The 18,818-nt window shown below is 69.1% G+C and carries 16 protein-coding genes and 1 tRNA gene; 15 read left to right on the forward strand and 2 right to left on the reverse strand.

From position 1 onward, the window contains the following. Positions 1-20: 20 nt before the first annotated feature. The 12 genes from hisG to pyk all read left to right on the forward strand — a co-directional run bounded on the left by hisG (position 21) and on the right by pyk (position 14,300). Positions 21-863, forward strand: coding sequence for an ATP phosphoribosyltransferase (gene hisG, locus BLP38_RS04670; protein ID WP_018186765.1), 843 nt, complete (start codon positions 21-23; stop codon positions 861-863). Between the two features lies 1 nt (position 864). After that, positions 865-1,629, forward strand: coding sequence for an imidazole glycerol phosphate synthase subunit HisF (gene hisF / locus BLP38_RS04675; protein ID WP_091353614.1), 765 nt, complete (start codon positions 865-867; stop codon positions 1,627-1,629). Then, positions 1,626-1,985: a phosphoribosyl-AMP cyclohydrolase gene (gene hisI / locus BLP38_RS04680; protein WP_091353618.1), complete on the forward strand. Its 360-nt coding sequence runs from the start codon at positions 1,626-1,628 to the stop codon at positions 1,983-1,985. Before hisF ends, hisI begins: the two co-directional genes overlap by 4 nt. Continuing rightward, entirely contained in the window at positions 1,982-2,566 is a 585-nt protein-coding gene (locus tag BLP38_RS04685; RefSeq protein ID WP_091353622.1) for a Trp biosynthesis-associated membrane protein, read from the forward strand. Before hisI ends, BLP38_RS04685 begins: the two co-directional genes overlap by 4 nt. A 93-nt stretch (positions 2,567-2,659) precedes the next feature. Then, positions 2,660-2,887, forward strand: a complete 228-nt coding sequence (locus tag BLP38_RS04690) for a DUF6704 family protein (RefSeq protein WP_091353625.1) — start codon at positions 2,660-2,662, stop codon at positions 2,885-2,887. Position 2,888: 1 nt separating this feature from the next. Then, positions 2,889-3,665 carry an indole-3-glycerol phosphate synthase TrpC gene (trpC, locus tag BLP38_RS04695; protein WP_091353628.1) on the forward strand — a complete coding sequence of 259 codons (777 nt, stop codon included), beginning with the start codon at positions 2,889-2,891 and terminating at the stop codon, positions 3,663-3,665. Further along, entirely contained in the window at positions 3,662-4,921 is a 1,260-nt protein-coding gene (gene trpB, locus BLP38_RS04700; protein WP_091353632.1) for a tryptophan synthase subunit beta, read from the forward strand. Before trpC ends, trpB begins: the two co-directional genes overlap by 4 nt. Beyond that, positions 4,918-5,718: a tryptophan synthase subunit alpha gene (trpA, locus tag BLP38_RS04705; protein ID WP_091353635.1), complete on the forward strand. Its 801-nt coding sequence runs from the start codon at positions 4,918-4,920 to the stop codon at positions 5,716-5,718. Before trpB ends, trpA begins: the two co-directional genes overlap by 4 nt. Before the next feature lie 10 nt (positions 5,719-5,728). Then, a complete protein-coding gene (gene lgt / locus BLP38_RS04710) occupies positions 5,729-6,700 on the forward strand; it encodes a prolipoprotein diacylglyceryl transferase (RefSeq protein WP_091353638.1) in 972 nt (323 codons plus the stop codon). A gap of 57 nt (positions 6,701-6,757) precedes the next feature. Beyond that, entirely contained in the window at positions 6,758-11,350 is a 4,593-nt protein-coding gene (gene gltB, locus BLP38_RS04715; protein WP_091353641.1) for a glutamate synthase large subunit, read from the forward strand. After that, positions 11,343-12,809, forward strand: coding sequence for a glutamate synthase subunit beta (locus BLP38_RS04720; protein ID WP_091353643.1), 1,467 nt, complete (start codon positions 11,343-11,345; stop codon positions 12,807-12,809). Before gltB ends, BLP38_RS04720 begins: the two co-directional genes overlap by 8 nt. A gap of 42 nt (positions 12,810-12,851) precedes the next feature. Then, positions 12,852-14,300: a pyruvate kinase gene (pyk, locus tag BLP38_RS04725; protein ID WP_091353646.1), complete on the forward strand. Its 1,449-nt coding sequence runs from the start codon at positions 12,852-12,854 to the stop codon at positions 14,298-14,300. A 53-nt stretch (positions 14,301-14,353) separates the two neighbouring features. Here pyk and BLP38_RS04730 read toward each other — a convergent pair. Next, positions 14,354-14,439 (reverse strand) — tRNA-Leu (locus tag BLP38_RS04730). Between the two features lie 57 nt (positions 14,440-14,496). Here BLP38_RS04730 and BLP38_RS04735 point away from each other — a divergent pair. Beyond that, positions 14,497-15,120 carry an ANTAR domain-containing response regulator gene (locus BLP38_RS04735; RefSeq protein ID WP_091353649.1) on the forward strand — a complete coding sequence of 208 codons (624 nt, stop codon included), beginning with the start codon at positions 14,497-14,499 and terminating at the stop codon, positions 15,118-15,120. A 10-nt stretch (positions 15,121-15,130) separates the two neighbouring features. Further along, on the forward strand, positions 15,131-15,643 hold the full coding sequence (locus BLP38_RS04740; RefSeq protein WP_091353654.1) for a GNAT family N-acetyltransferase: 513 nt from the start codon (positions 15,131-15,133) through the stop codon (positions 15,641-15,643). 5 nt (positions 15,644-15,648) lie between these two features. On the opposite strand, the gene BLP38_RS04745 is transcribed toward BLP38_RS04740, so the two are convergent. Continuing rightward, positions 15,649-16,080, reverse strand: coding sequence for a PaaI family thioesterase (locus tag BLP38_RS04745; RefSeq protein ID WP_091353658.1), 432 nt, complete (start codon positions 16,078-16,080; stop codon positions 15,649-15,651). A gap of 84 nt (positions 16,081-16,164) precedes the next feature. On the opposite strand from BLP38_RS04745, the gene polA reads away from it, so the two are divergent. Continuing rightward, on the forward strand, positions 16,165-18,792 hold the full coding sequence (gene polA / locus BLP38_RS04750; protein ID WP_091353662.1) for a DNA polymerase I: 2,628 nt from the start codon (positions 16,165-16,167) through the stop codon (positions 18,790-18,792). The last annotated feature ends 26 nt before the right edge of the window (positions 18,793-18,818 follow it).

The following is an 18,818-nucleotide window of genomic DNA, read 5'->3' on the forward strand; positions in this document are numbered from 1 at the left end:
TCCACACCGAAAGACGCTCCATGCTGCGCATCGCCGTCCCCAACAAGGGCATGCTCGCCGAAACCACCGCGGGGATGCTCGCCGAGGCCGGGTACACCGGTCGACGCGACCCCAAGGACCTGCACGCCATCGACCCCGTCAACGACGTCGAGTTCTTCTACCTCCGCCCCAAGGACATCGCCACCTACGTCGGCTCCGGTGCGTTGGACGTCGGCATCACGGGCCGCGACCTGCTGCTGGATGCCCGGATGCCGGGTGCTCGAGAGATCGAGAAGCTCGGCTTCGGCGGCTCGACGTTCCGGTTCGCCGGTCCTCCCGGACGCTTCACCGAGCTCGCCGACCTCGACGGACTGCGCGTCGCGACGGCCTATCCCGGCCTCGTGGACGCCTACCTCGACGACCTCGGCGTGGCCGTCGATCTCGTGCCGCTCGACGGCGCGGTCGAGTCCGCCGTCCAGCTGGGTGTGGCGGATGCCGTCGCCGACGTCGTCTCGACCGGCACGACCCTCCGCCAGGCGGGCCTCGAGATCTTCGGGCCGGTGCTGCTGGAGTCCGAGGCGGTCCTGATCGGCGCGCCGACCGAGGCCGACGGCACCGAGACGCTCCTCCGGCGCCTGCGCGGCGTCATGGTCGCCCGGCGCTACGTCCTCATCGACTACGACCTGCCCGCGCACCTGGTCGACCAGGCGGTCGCCCTCGCTCCCGGGATCGAGTCGCCCACGATCTCGCCGCTGCGCGACCCCGAGTGGGTCGCCGTCCGGGTCATGAGCCCACGGAAGACCGTGAACCAGGTCATGGACGCCCTCTACGAGATCGGCGCGCGCGCGATCCTCGTGACCGCGATCCACAACGCGAGGCTCTGACGTGTCGCTCGTCAGCCGCGTGATCCCGTGTCTCGACGTGGCCGCGGGCAAGGTCGTCAAGGGCGTCAACTTCGAGAACCTGCGCGAGATGGGCGACCCGGTCGAACTCGCGCGCCGGTACTACGAGCAGGGCGCGGATGAGATCACCTTCCTCGACGTGACAGCCACCGTCGACGCGCGCGACACGACGTACGACGTCGTGCAGCGCACCGCCGAACAGGTCTTCATTCCGCTGACGGTGGGCGGGGGAGTGCGCTCGGCCGAGGACGTCGCACGGCTCCTCGGGGTCGGCGCCGACAAGGTGGGCGTCAACTCCGCCGCGATCGCCCGGCCCGAACTCCTCGGCGAGATCGCTGACCGCTTCGGCGCGCAGGTGCTCGTCCTCTCCCTCGACGTCAAGCGCGCTCCCGGCACGCCGTCCGGGTTCGCCGTCACGACGCACGGCGGCCGCACCCTCACCGATCTCGACGCGCTTGCGTGGGCGCGCGAGGCGATCGAGCGCGGTGCGGGGGAACTCCTCGTCAACTCGATCGACGCCGACGGCACGAAGGACGGCTTCGACCTCGAGCTCGTCTCGCTCATGCGCGACGTGTCCTCGGTCCCCGTGATCGCCTCCGGAGGGGCGGGGGATGCCGCGCACTTCGCCCCGGCGATCGCCGCCGGCGCCGACGCGGTGCTCGCGGCATCCGTCTTCCACTCCGGACAGCTGACGGTCGGCGACGTCAAGGATGCCCTGGTGGCCGAAGGCGTGGAGGTGCGGCGATGACGCGCTCCGTCGACGAACGCATGGCGCGGGTCGTCTACAACGCGGACGGACTCGTCCCCGCGATCGTGCAGCAGCACGACACGCGCGAGGTGCTCATGCTCGGGTGGATGGATGCCGAGGCCCTCCGCCGGACGCTCACCGAGGGTCGCGTGACGTTCTGGTCGCGCTCGCGTCAGGAGTACTGGCGCAAGGGCGACACGTCCGGTCACGCGCAGTTCGTGAAGGGCGTGCGGCTGGACTGCGACGGCGACACGCTGCTGGTGTCCGTCGAGCAGGTCGGCGCGGCCTGCCACACCGGCGACCGCACGTGCTTCGACGCGGACGACCTCGACCCCGTCGTCGGCGAGTTCTCATGACCGAGGCGGCCTCGCGCCGGACGCGGCTCGCGGCGGTGCTCGCGATCCTCGTCGGCGGAGCGATCGGCATCATCGGCTCGACGCAGACGTGGCTCGAGGCGACGGTCGACGACGGCTCCGCCGTCCCGATCCCGATCCCCGGGACCGACGCTCTCGCCGTCGTGGCGCCGCTGAGTCTCGCAGCGCTCGCCCTGGCACTCGCCCTGACGATCGTGGGACGCGTCCTCCGCTACGCGTTCGCGGTCATCGCGGTCGCCCTCGGCGCGGGCCTCGGGTGGGGTGCGTTCCGGATCGCCTCGCAACGCCCTGTCGACGCCGTCGCGGGACCCGTCACCGACGCGACGGGTCTGAGCGGCGCGCAGGGCATCGCCGGGGTCGTGACGGAGATCACGGCGACGCCATGGCCGGCGGTGACGGTCGCGGCATCCGTGCTCATCATCCTCGGCGGAGTCGTCGCGCTCGCGACCGCCCACCGCTGGACGAGCGCCGGTCGCAAGTACCGGACCGACCGCGCAAGCGGCCCGCGCGACAGCATCGACTCGTGGGACGACCTGTCGCGCGGCGAGGACCCGACGACCTGACCCAGCGGGGCGGGGCAGCGTGCACGCCCCGCTAGACTGGTCGAGCGGCTCCGGCCGACCCAGAGAACCCGTGCTTCGCATCGAAGGAGAACTATGAGCGGCATCGAGGACCCCGGCCACGGACACTCCCCGGCGGCATGGACGACGGTCATCATCATGCTCGTCGCCGTGACGATCGGCACCGTCTTCTTCTTCTTCGACATGCCGCTGCTCGTCTGGCTTTCGGTCGTCCTGCTGTTCATCGGCCTCATCGTCGGCTACATCATGACCAAGGCCGGCTACGGCGTCGGTGGGTCGAAGACCGTCACGAAGCAGCACTGACGTGCTCGCCGACCTCATGGCCGGCGCGGTGGAGGATGCACGAGAGCGGGAGTCCGTCCGCCCCTTGGCGGTCGTCGAGAAGCTCGCTCTGGCGCACCCTGCCGCGATCGACGCCCTGGCTGCGCTCTCACCCGCGGAGTGTGTGAAGATCATCGCCGAGGTGAAGCGCGCGAGTCCGTCCCGCGGCGACCTCGCCGACATCCCCGACCCTGCGCTTCAGGCGCGTCGTTACGAGCTGGGCGGGGCGTCCGCCATCTCGGTCCTGACCGAGGCGCGGAAGTTCAAAGGGTCCCTCGCCGACCTCGAGGCCGTGCGTGCCGCCGTCACCCTCCCCGTCCTCCGGAAGGACTTCGTCTCGACGCCGTATCAGGTGTTCGAGGCGCGCGCTGCCGGTGCCGACCTCGTGCTCCTCATCGTCGCGGGGCTGGAGCAGGACGTCCTCGCCGAGCTCTACGGCCTCATCCAGGAACTCGGCATGACACCGCTCGTCGAGACGCACTCCGCAGAGGAGCTGGCGCGCGCGAATGACATCGGCGCGCGTCTGATCGGCGTCAATGCGCGCAATCTCTCCACATTCGAGCTCGACCGCGACCTCTTCGGCCGGCTCGTGTCCGACATCCCCGAGGGTGTGATCAAGATCGCCGAGTCCGCGGTCCTCGCACCCGCCGACGTCGCGCACTACCGTGCCGCGGGCGCCGACGTCGTCCTGATCGGTGAAGCGCTCGTCACGAACGACCCCGTGTCGACGCTCGCCTCGTTCCTGGAGGCAGGTTCATGAGTCTGCGCGCAGCCGCGGGTCCTTTCTTCGGCGAGTTCGGCGGGCGGTACATGCCCGAGTCCCTCATCGCCGCCATCGACGAGCTGACGGCGGTGTACGAGGACGCCAAGGCGGACCCGGAGTTCGCCGCGGAGTTCGCGCGCCTGCTGAACGTCTACGCCGGCCGGCCCTCCGCCCTCACCGAGGTGCCGCGGTTCGCCGAGCACGCCGGTGGGGCGCGGGTGTTCCTCAAGCGCGAGGACCTCAACCACACCGGTTCGCACAAGATCAACAACGTCATAGGTCAGGCGCTCATCACGAAGCGTCTCGGCAAGAAGCGCGTGATCGCGGAGACCGGCGCGGGCCAGCACGGCGTCGCCACGGCGACCGCGGCCGCCCTGTTCGGCTTCGAGTGCACGATCTACATGGGCGAGGTGGACACGGAGCGCCAGGCACTCAACGTCGCGCGCATGCGTCTGCTCGGCGCTGAGGTCATCCCGGTCACGACAGGCTCGCGCACGCTCAAGGACGCGATCAACGAGGCGTACCGCGACTGGGTCGCCTCCGTCGACACCACCAACTACATCTTCGGCACGGCCGCGGGACCGCACCCGTTCCCCGCCATGGTGCGCGACTTCCAGAAGATCATCAGTGAAGAGGCTCGTCAGCAGCTGCTCGACGAGATCGGCAGACTCCCCGATGCGGTCGTCGCGTGCGTGGGCGGCGGATCGAACGCCATCGGCATGTTCGACGCGTTCCTCGACGACGAGGGCGTGGCCCTCTACGGCGTCGAGGCGGCCGGCGACGGCGTCGACACGCCGAAGCACGCAGCATCCATCGAACGCGGTCGCCCCGGCATCCTGCACGGCGCGAAGACGTTCGTCCTGCAGGACGAAGACGGTCAGACGACCGAGTCGCACTCGATCTCCGCGGGCCTCGACTACCCGGGCGTCGGTCCCGAGCACGCATGGCTCGCGAGCATCGGCCGGGCGCAGTACATCCCCGCGACCGACACCGAGGCGATGGAGGCCCTGCGTCTGCTGAGCCGGACCGAAGGGATCATCCCCGCCATCGAGTCCGCTCACGCCTTGGCCGGTGCACTGCGCATCGGGCGCGAACTGGGCCCGGAGGGCGTGATCGCGATCAACCTCTCCGGCCGCGGCGACAAGGACATGGACACCGCCGCCCGGTGGTTCGAGCTGTACGACGCCGATAAGGAGCCCGTCGAGGTCCCCGCCGACCCCGAGCACGGCAGCGGCGAAGGAGTCGAGCTGTGACCTCCCGTGTGGCGGCTGCCATCTCCGCCGCGAAGGACGCGGGTCGCGGGGCCTTCGTCGGCTACCTCCCGATCGGCTACCCCGACCTGCAGACGAGCATCGACGCCGCGGTCGCCCTGGCTGAGAACGGCGCCGACATCCTCGAGCTGGGTCCGCCGTACTCCGATCCCGTCATGGACGGCGTCGTCATCCAAGAGGCGACGCAGGCCGCCCTCGCAGCCGGATTCCGGTTCCGGGACACGTTCACAGCCGTCCGCGCGATCGCCGAGCGGGTCGACGTGCCGATCGTCGTCATGACGTACTGGAACCCGGTGTTCCAGTACGGCGTCGACCGCTTCGCCGACGACCTCGCTGCGGCCGGCGGTGCCGGGCTCATCACGCCGGACATCACCCCCGATGCCGCCGCCGACTGGATCGCCGCATCGGAGCGCACCGGCCTCGACCGGATCTTCCTCGCCGCGCCCTCGTCCACCGACGATCGGTTGAAGATGATCGCCGAGCACACGACCGGATTCGTCTACACCGTCTCGACGATGGGGATCACGGGGGAGCGGGCGGAGTTGGATGCCGCGGCGCGCGCCCTCGTCGGCCGTCTCCGCGCGCACGGGGTCGAGAACGCGTGCGTCGGTATCGGCATCTCGACGGCCGATCAGGTCGACGGCGTCCTCGACTACGCAGACGGTGCCATCGTCGGTACGGCTCTCGTGCGCGCACTGCGCGACGGCGGCGTCGAGGGCCTCGCAGCCACGGCGCGCGAGCTGTCGCAGGGCGCAGGACCGCACGCCGTCACCGCGTAGACTCGCCGTCGTGACTTCTGCAGCCCTCTCCGTCGTCGCGAGCATTCCCAGCCCGCCGATCAGTTCGTTCCAGCTCGGCCCGCTGACGATCCACTTCTACGCCCTGTGCATCCTGGCGGGCATCGTCGTGGCGACGTTCTGGACCAACCGCCGTCTCACCAAGCGCGGCGCGGAGCCCTGGGTCGTCATCGACATCTGCCTGCTCGCGGTCCCGCTGGCCATCATCGGCGCGCGCATCTTCCACGTTCTGACCCACCCGGGGTTCTACTTCGGCGAGGACAAGGACATCTGGGCGATCTTCCGGATCTGGGAGGGCGGCATCGCCATCTTCGGCGCCCTGATCGGCGGCGCCATCGGTGCGTGGCTCGGCTGCAAGTGGAGCGGCATCCGCTTCTGGAGCTTCGCCGACGCGCTCGCGCCTGCACTCCTGCTCGCGCAGGCCTTCGGCCGGTTCGGCAACTGGTTCAACCAGGAGCTGTACGGTCTCCCCACCGACCTGCCTTGGGGGCTGAAGATCGACTACCCGAACTCCGCGTGGCCGGCAGGCCTCCCGGAGAGCACCCTCTTCCACCCGACCTTCCTCTACGAGGTCATCTGGAATGTCATGGGCGTCATCATCATCGCCGCGGCCGGACGACGCTTCCGGCTGCAGTGGGGCCGCCTGTTCGGTCTGTACCTCGTCTGGTATTCGGCGGGTCGCATCGTCTGGGAGTCGATCCGCATCGACCCGAGCGAGATTTTCCTCGGTCTCCGCACCAACGTGTGGGCCGCGATCCTCGGTGTCGTGGTCGGTCTGGTCATCATGATCGTCCAGAACCGCCGGCACCCGGGCTTCGAGCCTTCGCCGTACCAGCCCGGTCGCGAGTGGACCCCTTCCGGGGAGGTACACTCGCAGGGAACCGATGACTTCGTGGACGTGAGCGCACCCCCCGCGTCCGAAGAATCCTCCGGTGGGGCCACAAGCTCCCTCACCACCCGATAGCAAGCACCGCAGGGCCGACGTCGTCCCAGGTTGAGCACCCATGTGAGGACGGTAGGCATGCCCTCGAGCTCCCGTCACGAAGACACCACGACGACCATCACCGGTGGTTCGTTCCCTGCGAAGCAGGGGATGTACAACCCGGCGTTCGAGAAGGACGCCTGCGGTCTGGCGATGGTCGCCACTCTGCGCGGCGAGGCGGGCCACGACATCGTGGACCTCGCTCTTACCGCGCTCCGCAATCTCGAGCACCGCGGTGCCATCGGGTCGGATGCCGGTACCGGTGACGGTGCCGGCATCCTGACCCAGATGCCCGACGCCTTCCTGCGCGCGGTCGTCGACTTCGAGCTGCCCGCCGTCGGCGAGTACGCCGTCGGTCTCGCCTTCCTGCCGACGGATCATGACGAGCGCCTGGCCCAGAAGGCGGCCGTCGAGTCGATCGCGGCGAGCGAGGGCCTGACCGTCCTCGGGTGGCGCACGGTTCCCACGGCGGACGAGAACCTCGGCAAGCTGGCGTTCAACGCACGACCGGTGTTCGAGCAGCTCTTCGTGTCGCGCCCCGCGGTCGGCGACGCGCCGGCCCTGGCGGGCATCGCTCTCGATCGCCGAACGTACCGCCTCCGCAAGCGCGCGCAGCACGAACTCGACGCCTACTTCGTGTCGCTGTCCAGCCGCACCCTCGGGTACAAGGGCATGGTGACGACGCTCCAGCTGGAGCCGTTCTACCCCGACCTTCAGGATGAGCGGTTCGCGACCGAGCTCGCCGTCGTGCACTCGCGCTATTCGACGAACACCTTCCCGTCGTGGCCGCTCGCGCAGCCGCTGCGGATGCTCGCCCACAACGGCGAGATCAACACCGTCAACGGCAACCGCAACTGGATGCGGGCGCGTCAGTCCCAGCTCGAGTCGGAGCTCCTCGGGGACATCAGCCCGCTGCTGCCGATCTGCAGCCCGGGCCAGAGCGACTCGGCATCCTTCGATGAGGTTCTCGAGCTCCTCACGCTCACGGGACGGAGCCTGCCCCACGCCATCATGATGATGGTCCCCGAGGCGTACGAGAAGCAGGCCGACATCTCCGACGAGCTGCGCGCCTTCTACGAGTACCACTCGATGCAGATGGAGCAGTGGGACGGCCCGGCCGCCCTCATCTTCACGGACGGCTCGCTCGTGGGAGCGACGCTCGACCGCAACGGTCTGCGTCCGGGCCGGTGGACCGAGACCACCGACGGCCTCGTCGTCATCGGCAGCGAGACCGGCGTGCTCGACTTCGAGCCGGAGCGCATCAAGCGCCGCGGACGCCTGCAGCCCGGCCGCATGTTCGTCGTCGACACCGCGCAGGGTCGCATCGTCGAGGACGAGGAGATCAAGCGCGGCCTCGCCGCTCTCCACCCGTGGCAGGACTGGCTCGACGAGGGCCGCGTGCGCCTGAAGGATCTGCCCGAGCGCGAGCACATCGTGCACCCGATCGCCTCCATCACACGACGCCAGCGCACCTTCGGCTATACCGAAGAAGAGGTGCGCATCCTCCTGACGCCGATGGGGCAGACGGGCGCCGAGCCTCTCGGAGCGATGGGGTCCGATACGCCGATCGCCGTCCTGAGCGAGCGTCCCCGCCTGCTGTTCGACTACTTCGTGCAGCAGTTCGCGCAGGTCACGAACCCGCCGCTCGACTCGATCCGCGAAGAGGTCGTCACCTCTCTCGGGCTCGGGCTCGGTCCGGAGCGGAACCTCCTGGCCTCGGGCCCGGACCACACCCGTGTCATCACGCTGGACTTCCCGGTCATCGACAACGACGAGCTGGCGAAGCTGCAGAACATCGACCGTGCTCTGCCCGGTCGTCGGTCGATCACCATCCGCGGTCTGTACCGCGCCGACGCCGATGCGGATTCGCTCCGTTCGCGGCTCGACGAGATCTGCGCAGAGGTGGATGCCGCCATTGCCGACGGCGTGGAGTTCATCATCCTGAGCGACCGCGACTCGACGTCGGACCTCGTGCCGATCCCGTCCCTGCTGACGCTCTCCGCCGTCCACCACCACCTCATCCGCAACGAGAACCGTATGAAGGTGGGGCTGGTCGTCGAGGCCGGCGACGTGCGCGAGGTCCACCACGTGGCGACCCTCATCGGTTACGGGGCGTCGGCGGTCAACCCGTACCTCGCGATGGAGACCGTCGAATATCTGGTGCGGGCCGGGTACATCACGGGTGTCGAGCCCGAGAAGGCCGTTCGGAACCTGATCTACGCGCTCGGCAAGGGCGTGCTGAAGATCATGTCGAAGATGGGCATCTCGACGGTCTCCTCCTACGCCGGGGCGCAGGTCTTCGAAGCCGTGGGTCTGTCGCAGGAGTTCATCGACGCCTACTTCACCGGCACCGAGACCAAGCTCGGCGGCATCGGGATCGAGGAGATCTCTCGTGAGAACCTCGCCCGTCACGAGTTCGCCTACCCCGCCGACCAGGCGGCGCGCGCGCACGAGCGCCTATGGACGGGCGGCGAGTACCAGTGGCGGCGCGACGGCTCGCCCCACCTGTTCAACCCCGACACGGTGTTCCGTCTCCAGCACGCCACACGGACCCGTCGCTACGACATCTTCCGTGAGTACACGCAGCTGATCGACGAGCAGGCGAGCGAGCTGAAGACCCTGCGGGGGCTCTTCCGACTCAAGAACGGCACCCGCCCGGCGGTCCCGATCGACGAGGTCGAACCGGTGTCGTCGATCGTCAAGCGATTCTCGACCGGTGCGATGAGCTACGGGTCGATCTCGCAGGAGGCGCACGAGACGCTCGCGATCGCGATGAACCGGCTCGGCGCGAAGTCGAACACGGGGGAGGGCGGCGAGGACGTCGACCGGCTCCTCGACCCCGAGCGTCGGAGCGCGATCAAGCAGGTCGCCTCGGGACGCTTCGGTGTCACGAGCATGTACCTGACCCATGCGGATGACATCCAGATCAAGCTCGCTCAGGGCGCCAAGCCCGGTGAGGGCGGGCAGCTGCCGCCGGGCAAGGTCTACCCGTGGATCGCGCGCACCCGCGGCGGCACCCCGGGGGTCGGCCTCATCTCGCCGCCGCCGCACCACGACATCTACTCGATCGAGGACCTCAAGCAGCTCATCTTCGACGTCAAGCGGGCCAATCCGTCCGCGCGCGTGCACGTGAAGCTGGTCAGTCAGTCCGGAATCGGCGCGGTCGCGGCGGGCACCGCCAAGGCCCTGGCCGACGTCATCCTCGTCTCCGGTCACGATGGTGGAACGGGCGCGAGCCCGCTGAACTCGCTCAAGCACGCGGGTACGCCGTGGGAGCTGGGACTCGCCGAGACGCAGCAGACCCTGATGATCAACGACATGCGCGGTCGGGTGGTCGTCCAGGCCGATGGTCAGCTCAAGACCGGCCGCGACGTCCTCATCGCGGCGCTCCTGGGGGCCGAGGAGTTCGGCTTCGCGACGAGCGCGCTCGTCGTCGAGGGCTGCATCATGATGCGCGTGTGCCACCTCGACACGTGCCCGGTCGGCGTCGCGACCCAGAACCCGGAACTGCGCAAGCGCTTCACGGGCAAGGCGGAGCACGTCGTGAACTTCATGGAGTTCATCGCTCAGGAGGTGCGGGAGTACCTCGCCGAGCTCGGGTTCCGATCGATCGAGGAAGCCGTCGGCCACACCGAGGTCCTCGACGTCCAGCCGGCCGTCGACCACTGGAAGGCATACGGTCTGGACCTCTCGCCGATCCTCCACGGACCGGCTTTCGGTGACGACGCACCGCGCCACCGCGTCCGCGAGCAGGACCACGAGCTCGAGGACCACTTCGACGTCGCGCTGCTGGACCGGGCACGTGATGTCGTGGAGCACGGCGGTCATCTCGTGATCGACCTGCCGGTGCGCAACACCGAGCGCGCTGTCGGCACCATGCTCGGCCACCACGTCACGAAGGCGCACGGCGAGAACGGGCTGCCGTCCGGCACGATCGAGGTCAACCTCACCGGTTCGGCCGGCCAGTCGTTCGGTGCCTTCCTGCCGTCGGGCATCACACTGCGGCTCGAGGGCGACTCGAACGACTACGTCGGCAAGGGGCTCTCGGGCGGCGAGATCGTCGTCCGGCCCCCGCGCGACGCCGTCTTCGACGCCTCGCAGAACGTCATCGCCGGGAACGTGATCGGCTACGGCGCGACCCAGGGGTCGATGTTCCTGCGCGGCGTCGTCGGCGAACGCTTCCTCGTGCGCAACTCCGGCGCGACCGCGGTCGTCGAAGGGGTGGGCGATCATGCCCTCGAGTACATGACCGGCGGTCTCGCCGTCATCCTCGGTGCCACCGGGCGCAACCTCGGGGCCGGCATGTCCGGCGGATCGGCGTACATCTACAAGCTCGATCGTGCGCTCATCAACCGCGAAGCGCTCGCCACCGGCGAGCTCGAGCTCCTCGAGCTCGGCTCCGGCGATATCGAGATCCTGCGGGATCTCCTGGCCCGCCACGCCGAGGAGACCGGCTCCGATCTGGCCGAGGGGCTGCTCGCCGACCTCGACAGCGAGGCCGCGAACTTCACCCGTGTCCTGCCGCGCGACTACGCGGCCGTCCTGAAAACCCGCCAGGAGGCGGCCGCCGAGGGGCTCGACCCCGACAGCGACGTCGTCTGGAACCGCATCCTGGAGGTGACCCGTGGCTGACCCGAAGGGCTTCCTCAAAGTCACCGAGCGCGAGCTCCCGCCGCGCCGGCCCGTTCCCGTTCGCATCATGGACTGGAAAGAGGTGTACGAGCAGGGCGACCAGGCCGTGCTCCGTCGCCAGGCGGGCCGCTGCATGGACTGCGGCGTCCCGTTCTGCCACCAGGGCTGCCCGCTCGGGAACCTCATCCCGGAGTGGAACGACCTCACCTGGCGCGGCGAGGGTCGCGCGGCGATCGAGCGGCTCCATGCGACGAACAACTTCCCGGAGTTCACCGGTCGCCTGTGTCCCGCCCCGTGCGAGAGCTCGTGCGTCCTCGGCATCAATCAGCCTGCCGTCACGATCAAGCAGATCGAGGTCTCCACGATCGACGAGGCGTTCGCGCACGGCTGGGTCGAGGCCGAGCCCCCCGGCCGCCTCACCGGCAAGACGGTCGCGGTCGTCGGGTCGGGGCCTGCGGGACTCGCGGCCGCGCAGCAGCTGACGCGCGCAGGGCACACTGTCGCCGTGTACGAGCGCGACGACCGCATCGGCGGCCTGCTGCGCTACGGCATCCCGGACTTCAAGATGGAGAAGCGCCATCTCGAGACGAGACTCCGTCAGATGCGCGACGAGGGCACGCGGTTCCGGGCAGGCGTCGAGATCGGCAAGGACCTGTCGTGGGCGGACCTCCGCGCCCGCTACGACGCGGTCGTCGTCGCCACCGGTTCGACCGTTCCTCGCGACCTGTCGATCCCCGGACGCGACCTCGACGGTGTCCACTTCGCGATGGAGTACCTCGTCGAGTCGAACAAGGCCGTCGCGGGCGACCAGGTGCCGCACCAGATCCACGCCGAGGGCAAGCACGTCATCGTCATCGGCGGCGGCGACACGGGTGCGGACTGCATCGGTACGGCGCACCGACAGGGGGCGCTCAGCGTCACGAACCTCGCCATCGGAAAGCAGCCGCCCGAGGCGCGTCCCGACCACCAGCCGTGGCCGATGATGCCGACGCTCTTCGAAGTGGCCTCTGCGCACGAGGAGGGCGGTGACCGTTCCTACCTGGCTTCGACCGTCGAGTTCCTCGGTAACGAGGCGGGGGAGGTGCGCGCCCTCCGCGTCGCCGAGACGGAATTCGTCGACGGCCGCCGTGTGCCCAAGAGCGGCACCGAGCGCGAGATCCCCGCCGACCTCGTCCTGATCGCGATGGGCTTCACCGGCCCGGAGCGGTCAGCGCTCGAGCAGCAGCTCGGCGCCGTCTTCACCTCCGACGGCAACGTCGAGCGGGCGGACGACTGGCAGGCGACGGCACCGGGTGTCTTCGTGGCCGGCGACGCCGGACGCGGCCAGTCCCTCATCGTCTGGGCGATCGCAGAAGGGCGCGCGGCGGCTTCGGCAGTCGACGAGTACCTCATGGGGTCCACCAGCCTCCCGGCGCCGGTCCGCCCGACCGACGTCGCGATCGGTCTCCAGCACGCCTAGGCTGGAATCGTTCCCACATCACTACCCGACGGAGCTATTTCTGTGAGACGCGCGAAGATCGTCGCCACTCTGGGTCCCGCCACCGAAAGCTACGAGATGGTTCGCGCCATCATCGATGCCGGTGTGGACGTGACCCGCTTCAACCTCAGCCACGGCGACTACGCCGACCACGACGCCCGACTGGCGAACGTGCGCAAGGCGGCGGATGACGCCGGCCGTGCCGTCGCCGTCCTCGTCGACCTGCAGGGCCCGAAGATCCGGCTCGGCCGGTTCGCCGAAGGTCCCCACTTCCTCGCCGTCGGCGACGTCTTCAAGATCACGACCGAAGACATCGCCGGGACGAAGGAGATCGTCGGCACGACCTTCAAGGGCCTTCCGGAGGACGTCAACAAGGGCGACTTCCTCCTGATCGACGACGGCAAGGTCCGCGTCCAGGTCACCGGTGTCGAGGGGCCGGTCGTCACGACCGAGGTCATCGTCGCCGGCTACGTGTCGAACAACAAGGGCATCAACCTTCCCGGTGTCGCGGTCAACGTGCCCGCCCTGTCGGAGAAGGACGAGGCGGACCTCCGCTGGGGTCTGCGCGCCGGAGCCGACATCATCGCGCTGTCGTTCGTGCGCAACGCCGCCGACGTCACCCGCGTGCACGAGATCATGGCGGAGGAGGACCGCAAGGTCCCCGTCATCGCGAAGATCGAGAAGCCGCAGGCGGTCGACGCTCTCGAAGAGATCATCGACGCCTTCGACGGCATCATGGTCGCGCGCGGCGACCTCGGCGTCGAGCTGCCCCTCGAGGCCGTGCCGATCGTTCAGAAGCGCGCCGTCGAACTCTGCCGCCGCATGGCCAAGCCGGTCATCGTCGCGACGCAGATGCTCGAGACCATGATCGAGAACCCGGTTCCCACCCGGGCCGAGACGAGCGACGTCGCCAATGCCGTCCTGGACGGCGCGGACGCGGTCATGCTCTCGGGCGAGACGAGCGTCGGCAAGCACCCCGTCGGCGTGGTCGAGACGATGGCCCGGATCATCGACGCGACCGAGACGCACGGGCTGGAGCGCATCCCGCCGCTGACGGCGAAGCCGCGCACGCAGGGTGGCATCATCACCCTCGCCGCCAACGAGGTCGCCGAGTTCGTCGAGGCGAAGTTCATCTGCCTGTTCACCGAGTCGGGCGACACCGCGCGTCGCATGTCGCGGCTGCGCTCCGGCATCCCGATGCTCGCCTTCACCATCGAGCCGGCGATCCGTCGCCGCATGGCGATGACGTGGGGCATCCAGTCGGCCCTCGTCGAGCACGTCGCCCACACCGACCTCATGTTCCTCCAGGTGGACGACTACTTCCTGTCGCGCGGCCTTCTGGAAGAGGGGGACAAGGTCGTCGTGATCTCCGGGTCCCCTCCTGGAATCATCGGTGCGACCAACGACATCCGCATCCACAAGATCGGCGACGCCGTCCACGGCAAGGCCCCGATCTACAAGGCGGAGAGCTGATCCGTCGCCTGTGATGCACGAAACGGCGCCCCTTCGGGGGCGCCGTTTCGCTGTGGTGCCGGTGGTGGGAGTCGAACCCACACGCCCTTTCGGGCAACCGAGTTTGAGTCGGTCGCGTCTGCCATTCCGCCACACCGGCGCGCGCCTCAACGACGATACCGCAGGATGCGGGTGCACCCTGGCCTAGGATGGACGAGTGACTGAGCAGGAACCCACCTCCGCCCCCCAGGCAGCTCCCGCCCCTCGACGCGTCGTCGTCGCGGAGGATGAGTCGCTGATCCGCCTCGACATCGTCGAGATCCTGCGCGACAGCGGCTTCGACGTGGTCGGCGAGGCGGGCGACGGCGAGACCGCCGTGCAGCTGGCCACCGAGCTCCGTCCGGACCTCGTCATCATGGACGTGAAGATGCCGATCCTCGACGGCATCAGCGCCGCCGAGAAGCTGAGCAAGAACCACGTCGCCCCGGTCGTCCTCCTCACGGCGTTCAGCCAGAAGGAGCTCGTCGAGCGCGCCAGCGAAGCCGGCGCGCTCGCCTACGTCGTGAAGCCCTTCACGCCGAACGACCTGCTGCCCGCGATCGAGATCGCCCTCGCGCGCTACGAGCAGATCATCACGCTCGAGGCGGAGGTCGCCGACATGGTCGAGCGCTTCGAGACCCGCAAGCTCGTCGACCGGGCCAAGGGCCTGCTGAACGAGAAGATGGGCCTGTCCGAGCCCGAGGCGTTCCGCTGGATCCAGAAGGCGTCGATGGACCGTCGCCTCACGATGCAGGACGTCGCCAAGGCGATCATCGAGCAGCTGGCGCCCAAGAAGGCGTGACGCCTCCGTCATGATCGACGAGCTCGATCTCCCGGTCGACTTCGCTGTGCGAGGCGGTTCGGTGCTGCTGCGGGGCGCGACGCAGGGCGACCTCGATGCGATCGTGGCGCTGCTGTCGGACGACCCCGTCAGTGCGGGTCGGGGCGATGTGGCGGCCGCCGACGACCGACGCTTCTATCTCCGCGGCCTGTTGCGCATCCTGGACTCGGAGAGCAACGACGTCCTGGTCGTGGAGAGCGACGGCCGCGTCGTCGCGACCATGCAGCTCACCGTCATCCCCGGAATGGCGCGCCGCGGCAGTACGAGACTCCTCGTCGAGGCCGTCCGGGTCGCCAGCACGGAGCGTTCGGCGGGGATCGGCGCCGCGATGATGACGTGGGTCGCCGACGTCGCCGCTCCCGCCGTCGGAGCATCCCTCGTGCAGTTGACGTCGGATGCCGCGCGCACCGATGCCCACCGGTTCTACACGCGACTGGGCTTCGTCGACTCGCACATCGGCTTCAAGCTCGCCGTTCCGCGCTGAGCGGATCAGGATGCCGGCAGATCGCGCACCATGTTGGTGATCCGCACCGTCGAGCACCGTCTGCCCTGATCGTCCGTGACGACGATCTCGTGCACGGTGATGCTCCGGCCGAGGTGGATCGGCGTGCAGACCCCCGTGACCCACCCCTCCGTCGCTGAACGGGTGTGGGTCGCGTTGATGTCGATGCCGACCGCGAGTCGTCCCTCGCCCGCGTGCAGGTTCGCGTGCATCGAGCCGAGCGACTCGCCGAGGACGACGTAGGCGCCGCCGTGCAGGAGACCGACGGGCTGCGTGTTGCCGGCCACCGGCATCCGCGCCACCGCTCGTTCCGGGGTGAACTCGACGAACTCGATGCCCATCTTCTCGGCCAGGGCTCCCATGCCTCGGCCGGCGGCCCAATCGAGCGCGTCGGCGGGGGAGGAGGTGGTCTCGGGCATGGCGCGTCACCTTCGGTTCGGGTGGTGCCGACCCGGCACCGGTGCGGGGAAGTCGATGTCGCAGGCCCGAACTAGGCTGGTCGGGTGAGCGACTCCGGAAAGCCTACTCTGCTCGTCGTCGACGGCCACTCGCTGGCCTACCGGGCGTTCTACGCCCTTCCCGTCGACAACTTCTCGACGAAGGACGGCCAGCACACCAACGGGATCTACGGCTTCCTGTCGATGTTCGTCAACCTCGTCAAGGCCGAGAAGCCGACGCACCTGGCCGTCGCCTTCGACACGTCGCGACAGTCGTTCCGCACGCGCGTCTACGAAGAGTACAAAGCCAATCGGTCCGAGTCGCCCGCCGAGTTCAAGGGACAGATCCCGCTGCTGCAGGACTGCCTCTCCGCCATGGGTGTTCCCGTTCTGACGAAGGAGGACGTCGAGGCCGACGACATCCTGGCGACCCTCGCGACGCAGGGCGTCGAGAGCGGCTACGACGTGCTCGTGTGCTCGGGCGACCGCGACACGATCCAGCTGGTGACCGATGAGGTCACGCTCCTCTACCCGAGCGTCCAGGGCGTCTCGCAGCTGAAGCGCTACACCCCCGACGCGGTCGTGGAGAAGTACGGCCTCCCGCCCGAGAACTACCCCGACATCGCCGCGCTGGTGGGTGAGACGAGCGACAACCTCCCGGGCGTCCCGAAGGTGGGCGAGAAGACGGCCGTCAAGTGGATCACCCAGTTCGGCACCCTCGACGCCCTCCTCGAGCGCGCCGACGAGATCAAGGGCGTCGTGGGCGGCAACCTCCGCGAGCACCTCGACGACGTCCGCCGCAATCGCCAGCTCAACCGGCTGCTCCGCGACGTCGAGCTCGAGTACGCGCCGGAGGACCTCGTCATCCGCCCGCTCGACACCCAGGCGGTCCGCGACATCTTCGCGCGCCTGGAGTTCCGCACTCTTCTCCCGCGCGTGTTCGAGGCGTTCGACGCGACTGACGAGCCGCCCGCGCCCGAGGTCTCAGCGCCCGACCCGCAGCAGACGGATGCCGCGGCCCTGGCCGCATGGCTGACGCAGCAGACAGGCGAACTGGCGCTGACGGTCACCGTCGCCGACGGTCTCCCGACGCGCCTCGGCGTCGCGACCTCGGACACCGTCCACGAGCTCGACTGGGACGAGAGCGCCCGTACGGCGCTCGCGCCGTGGCTCGAGAGCGACGCGGCGAAGATCATGACCGACGCGAAGCCGCAGGTGAAGGCGCTCCGCCGCGCCGGCGTGCGGCTGGGCGGGCTGACCTTCGATGTCCTGCTCGCCGGCTGGCTGCTGCGTCCGAGCCTCCCGGACAAGACCCTCGCCGATCTCGTCGACCGCTACCTCGACGAGAAGCTGCCCGAGGCCGACCCCTCGCAGCTCGTCCCCGAGACCGAGGGGGCCACGCCCGGGCAGCTGGCCTGGTTCGCCCTGCGCGTCGCGGAGCAGGAGCGCGCGGAGCTCCCGGCATCCGTCGGTGCGGTGCTGAGCGACATCGAGATCCCGACCCTCGACGCGCTCGCGGACATGGAGCTCGCCGGTGTCTCTGTCTCGCGCGACAAGCTCGGCGGGTTCTCGGGGGAGCTCGCGGCGCGGGCCGACGCGATCGCCCAGGAGGCGTACGGCATCATCGGCCGCGAAGTGAACCTCGGCTCGCCCAAGCAGCTGCAGGAGGTGCTGTTCGATCAGCTGGAGCTGCCGAAGACCCGCAAGACCAAGACGGGGTATTCGACGGATGCCGCGGTCCTCGCCGATCTGCAGGACTCCCACCCGCATCCGTTCCTCGGGCTGCTCCTCCAGCACCGTGAGGCGACCAAGCTCCGTCAGATCATCGAGTCGCTGACCGTGGGGATCGCCAACGACGGCCGCATCCACACCACCTACGTGCAGACCGGCAGCCAGACGGGTCGCCTCTCGAGCACCGACCCGAACCTGCAGAACATCCCGATCCGCAACGAGGAGTCGCGCCGCATCCGCGCGGCTTTCGAGGTCGGCGAGGGATACGAGACGCTGCTGACCGCGGACTACTCGCAGATCGAGATGCGCATCATGGCGCACCTGTCGGGCGACCCGGGACTCATCGAGGCGTTCAACTCCGGCGAGGACCTCCACCGCTTCGTCGGCGCCCGCGTGTTCGGGGTGGAGCCCGCCGAGGTCACGGCGCCGATGCGCACGAAGGTGAAGGCGATGTCGTACGGTCTCGTCTACGGACTGAGCGCGTTCGGGTTGTCGAAGCAGCTGCGCATCGAGCAGTCCGAGGCGAAGCAGCTGATGCTCGAGTACTTCGCCCGCTTCGGTGCGGTGCGCGACTACCTGCGCTCCTCGGTCGAGCAGGCGCGGATCGATGGGTACACGGAGACGATCTTCGGGCGCCGCCGGCCGTTCCCCGACCTGACGAGCCCGAACCGCGTGCTCCGCGAGAACGCCGAGCGGGCGGCGCTCAACGCGCCGATCCAGGGGAGCGCCGCCGACATCATGAAGATCGCTCTCGTCGAGATCCACGACGACCTCCGCGCACGTGATCTGACGTCGCGCGTTCTGCTGCAGATCCACGACGAACTCGTCGTCGAGGTGGCGACGGGCGAGTGGGACGCGGTCGAGGAGATCGTGCGGACCCGCATGGGTGACGCAGCGGAGCTCTCCGTACCGCTCGATGTGCAGATCGGTCGTGGCAGCCACTGGGACGAGGCGGCTCACTGACGTCGAGCGCACGACGCTCTACGCTC

This window comes from Microbacterium sp. LKL04 (genome assembly GCF_900102005.1).
In the GTDB taxonomy this organism is placed as follows: domain Bacteria; phylum Actinomycetota; class Actinomycetes; order Actinomycetales; family Microbacteriaceae; genus Microbacterium.

What these genes read in the sequence shown, in the direction of transcription:
- hisG (WP_018186765.1), top strand. Translation starts at nt 21, where the DNA reads ATGCTGCGCATCGCCGTCCCCAACAAGGGCATGCTCGCCGAAACCACC.
- hisI (WP_091353618.1), top strand. Translation starts at nt 1,626, where the DNA reads ATGACGCGCTCCGTCGACGAACGCATGGCGCGGGTCGTCTACAACGCG.
- BLP38_RS04685 (WP_091353622.1), top strand. Translation starts at nt 1,982, where the DNA reads ATGACCGAGGCGGCCTCGCGCCGGACGCGGCTCGCGGCGGTGCTCGCG.
- BLP38_RS04690 (WP_091353625.1), top strand. Translation starts at nt 2,660, where the DNA reads ATGAGCGGCATCGAGGACCCCGGCCACGGACACTCCCCGGCGGCATGG.
- trpB (WP_091353632.1), top strand. Translation starts at nt 3,662, where the DNA reads ATGAGTCTGCGCGCAGCCGCGGGTCCTTTCTTCGGCGAGTTCGGCGGG.
- gltB (WP_091353641.1), top strand. Translation starts at nt 6,758, where the DNA reads ATGCCCTCGAGCTCCCGTCACGAAGACACCACGACGACCATCACCGGT.
- BLP38_RS04740 (WP_091353654.1), top strand. Translation starts at nt 15,131, where the DNA reads ATGATCGACGAGCTCGATCTCCCGGTCGACTTCGCTGTGCGAGGCGGT.
- BLP38_RS04745 (WP_091353658.1), bottom strand. Translation starts at nt 16,080, where the DNA reads ATGCCCGAGACCACCTCCTCCCCCGCCGACGCGCTCGATTGGGCCGCC.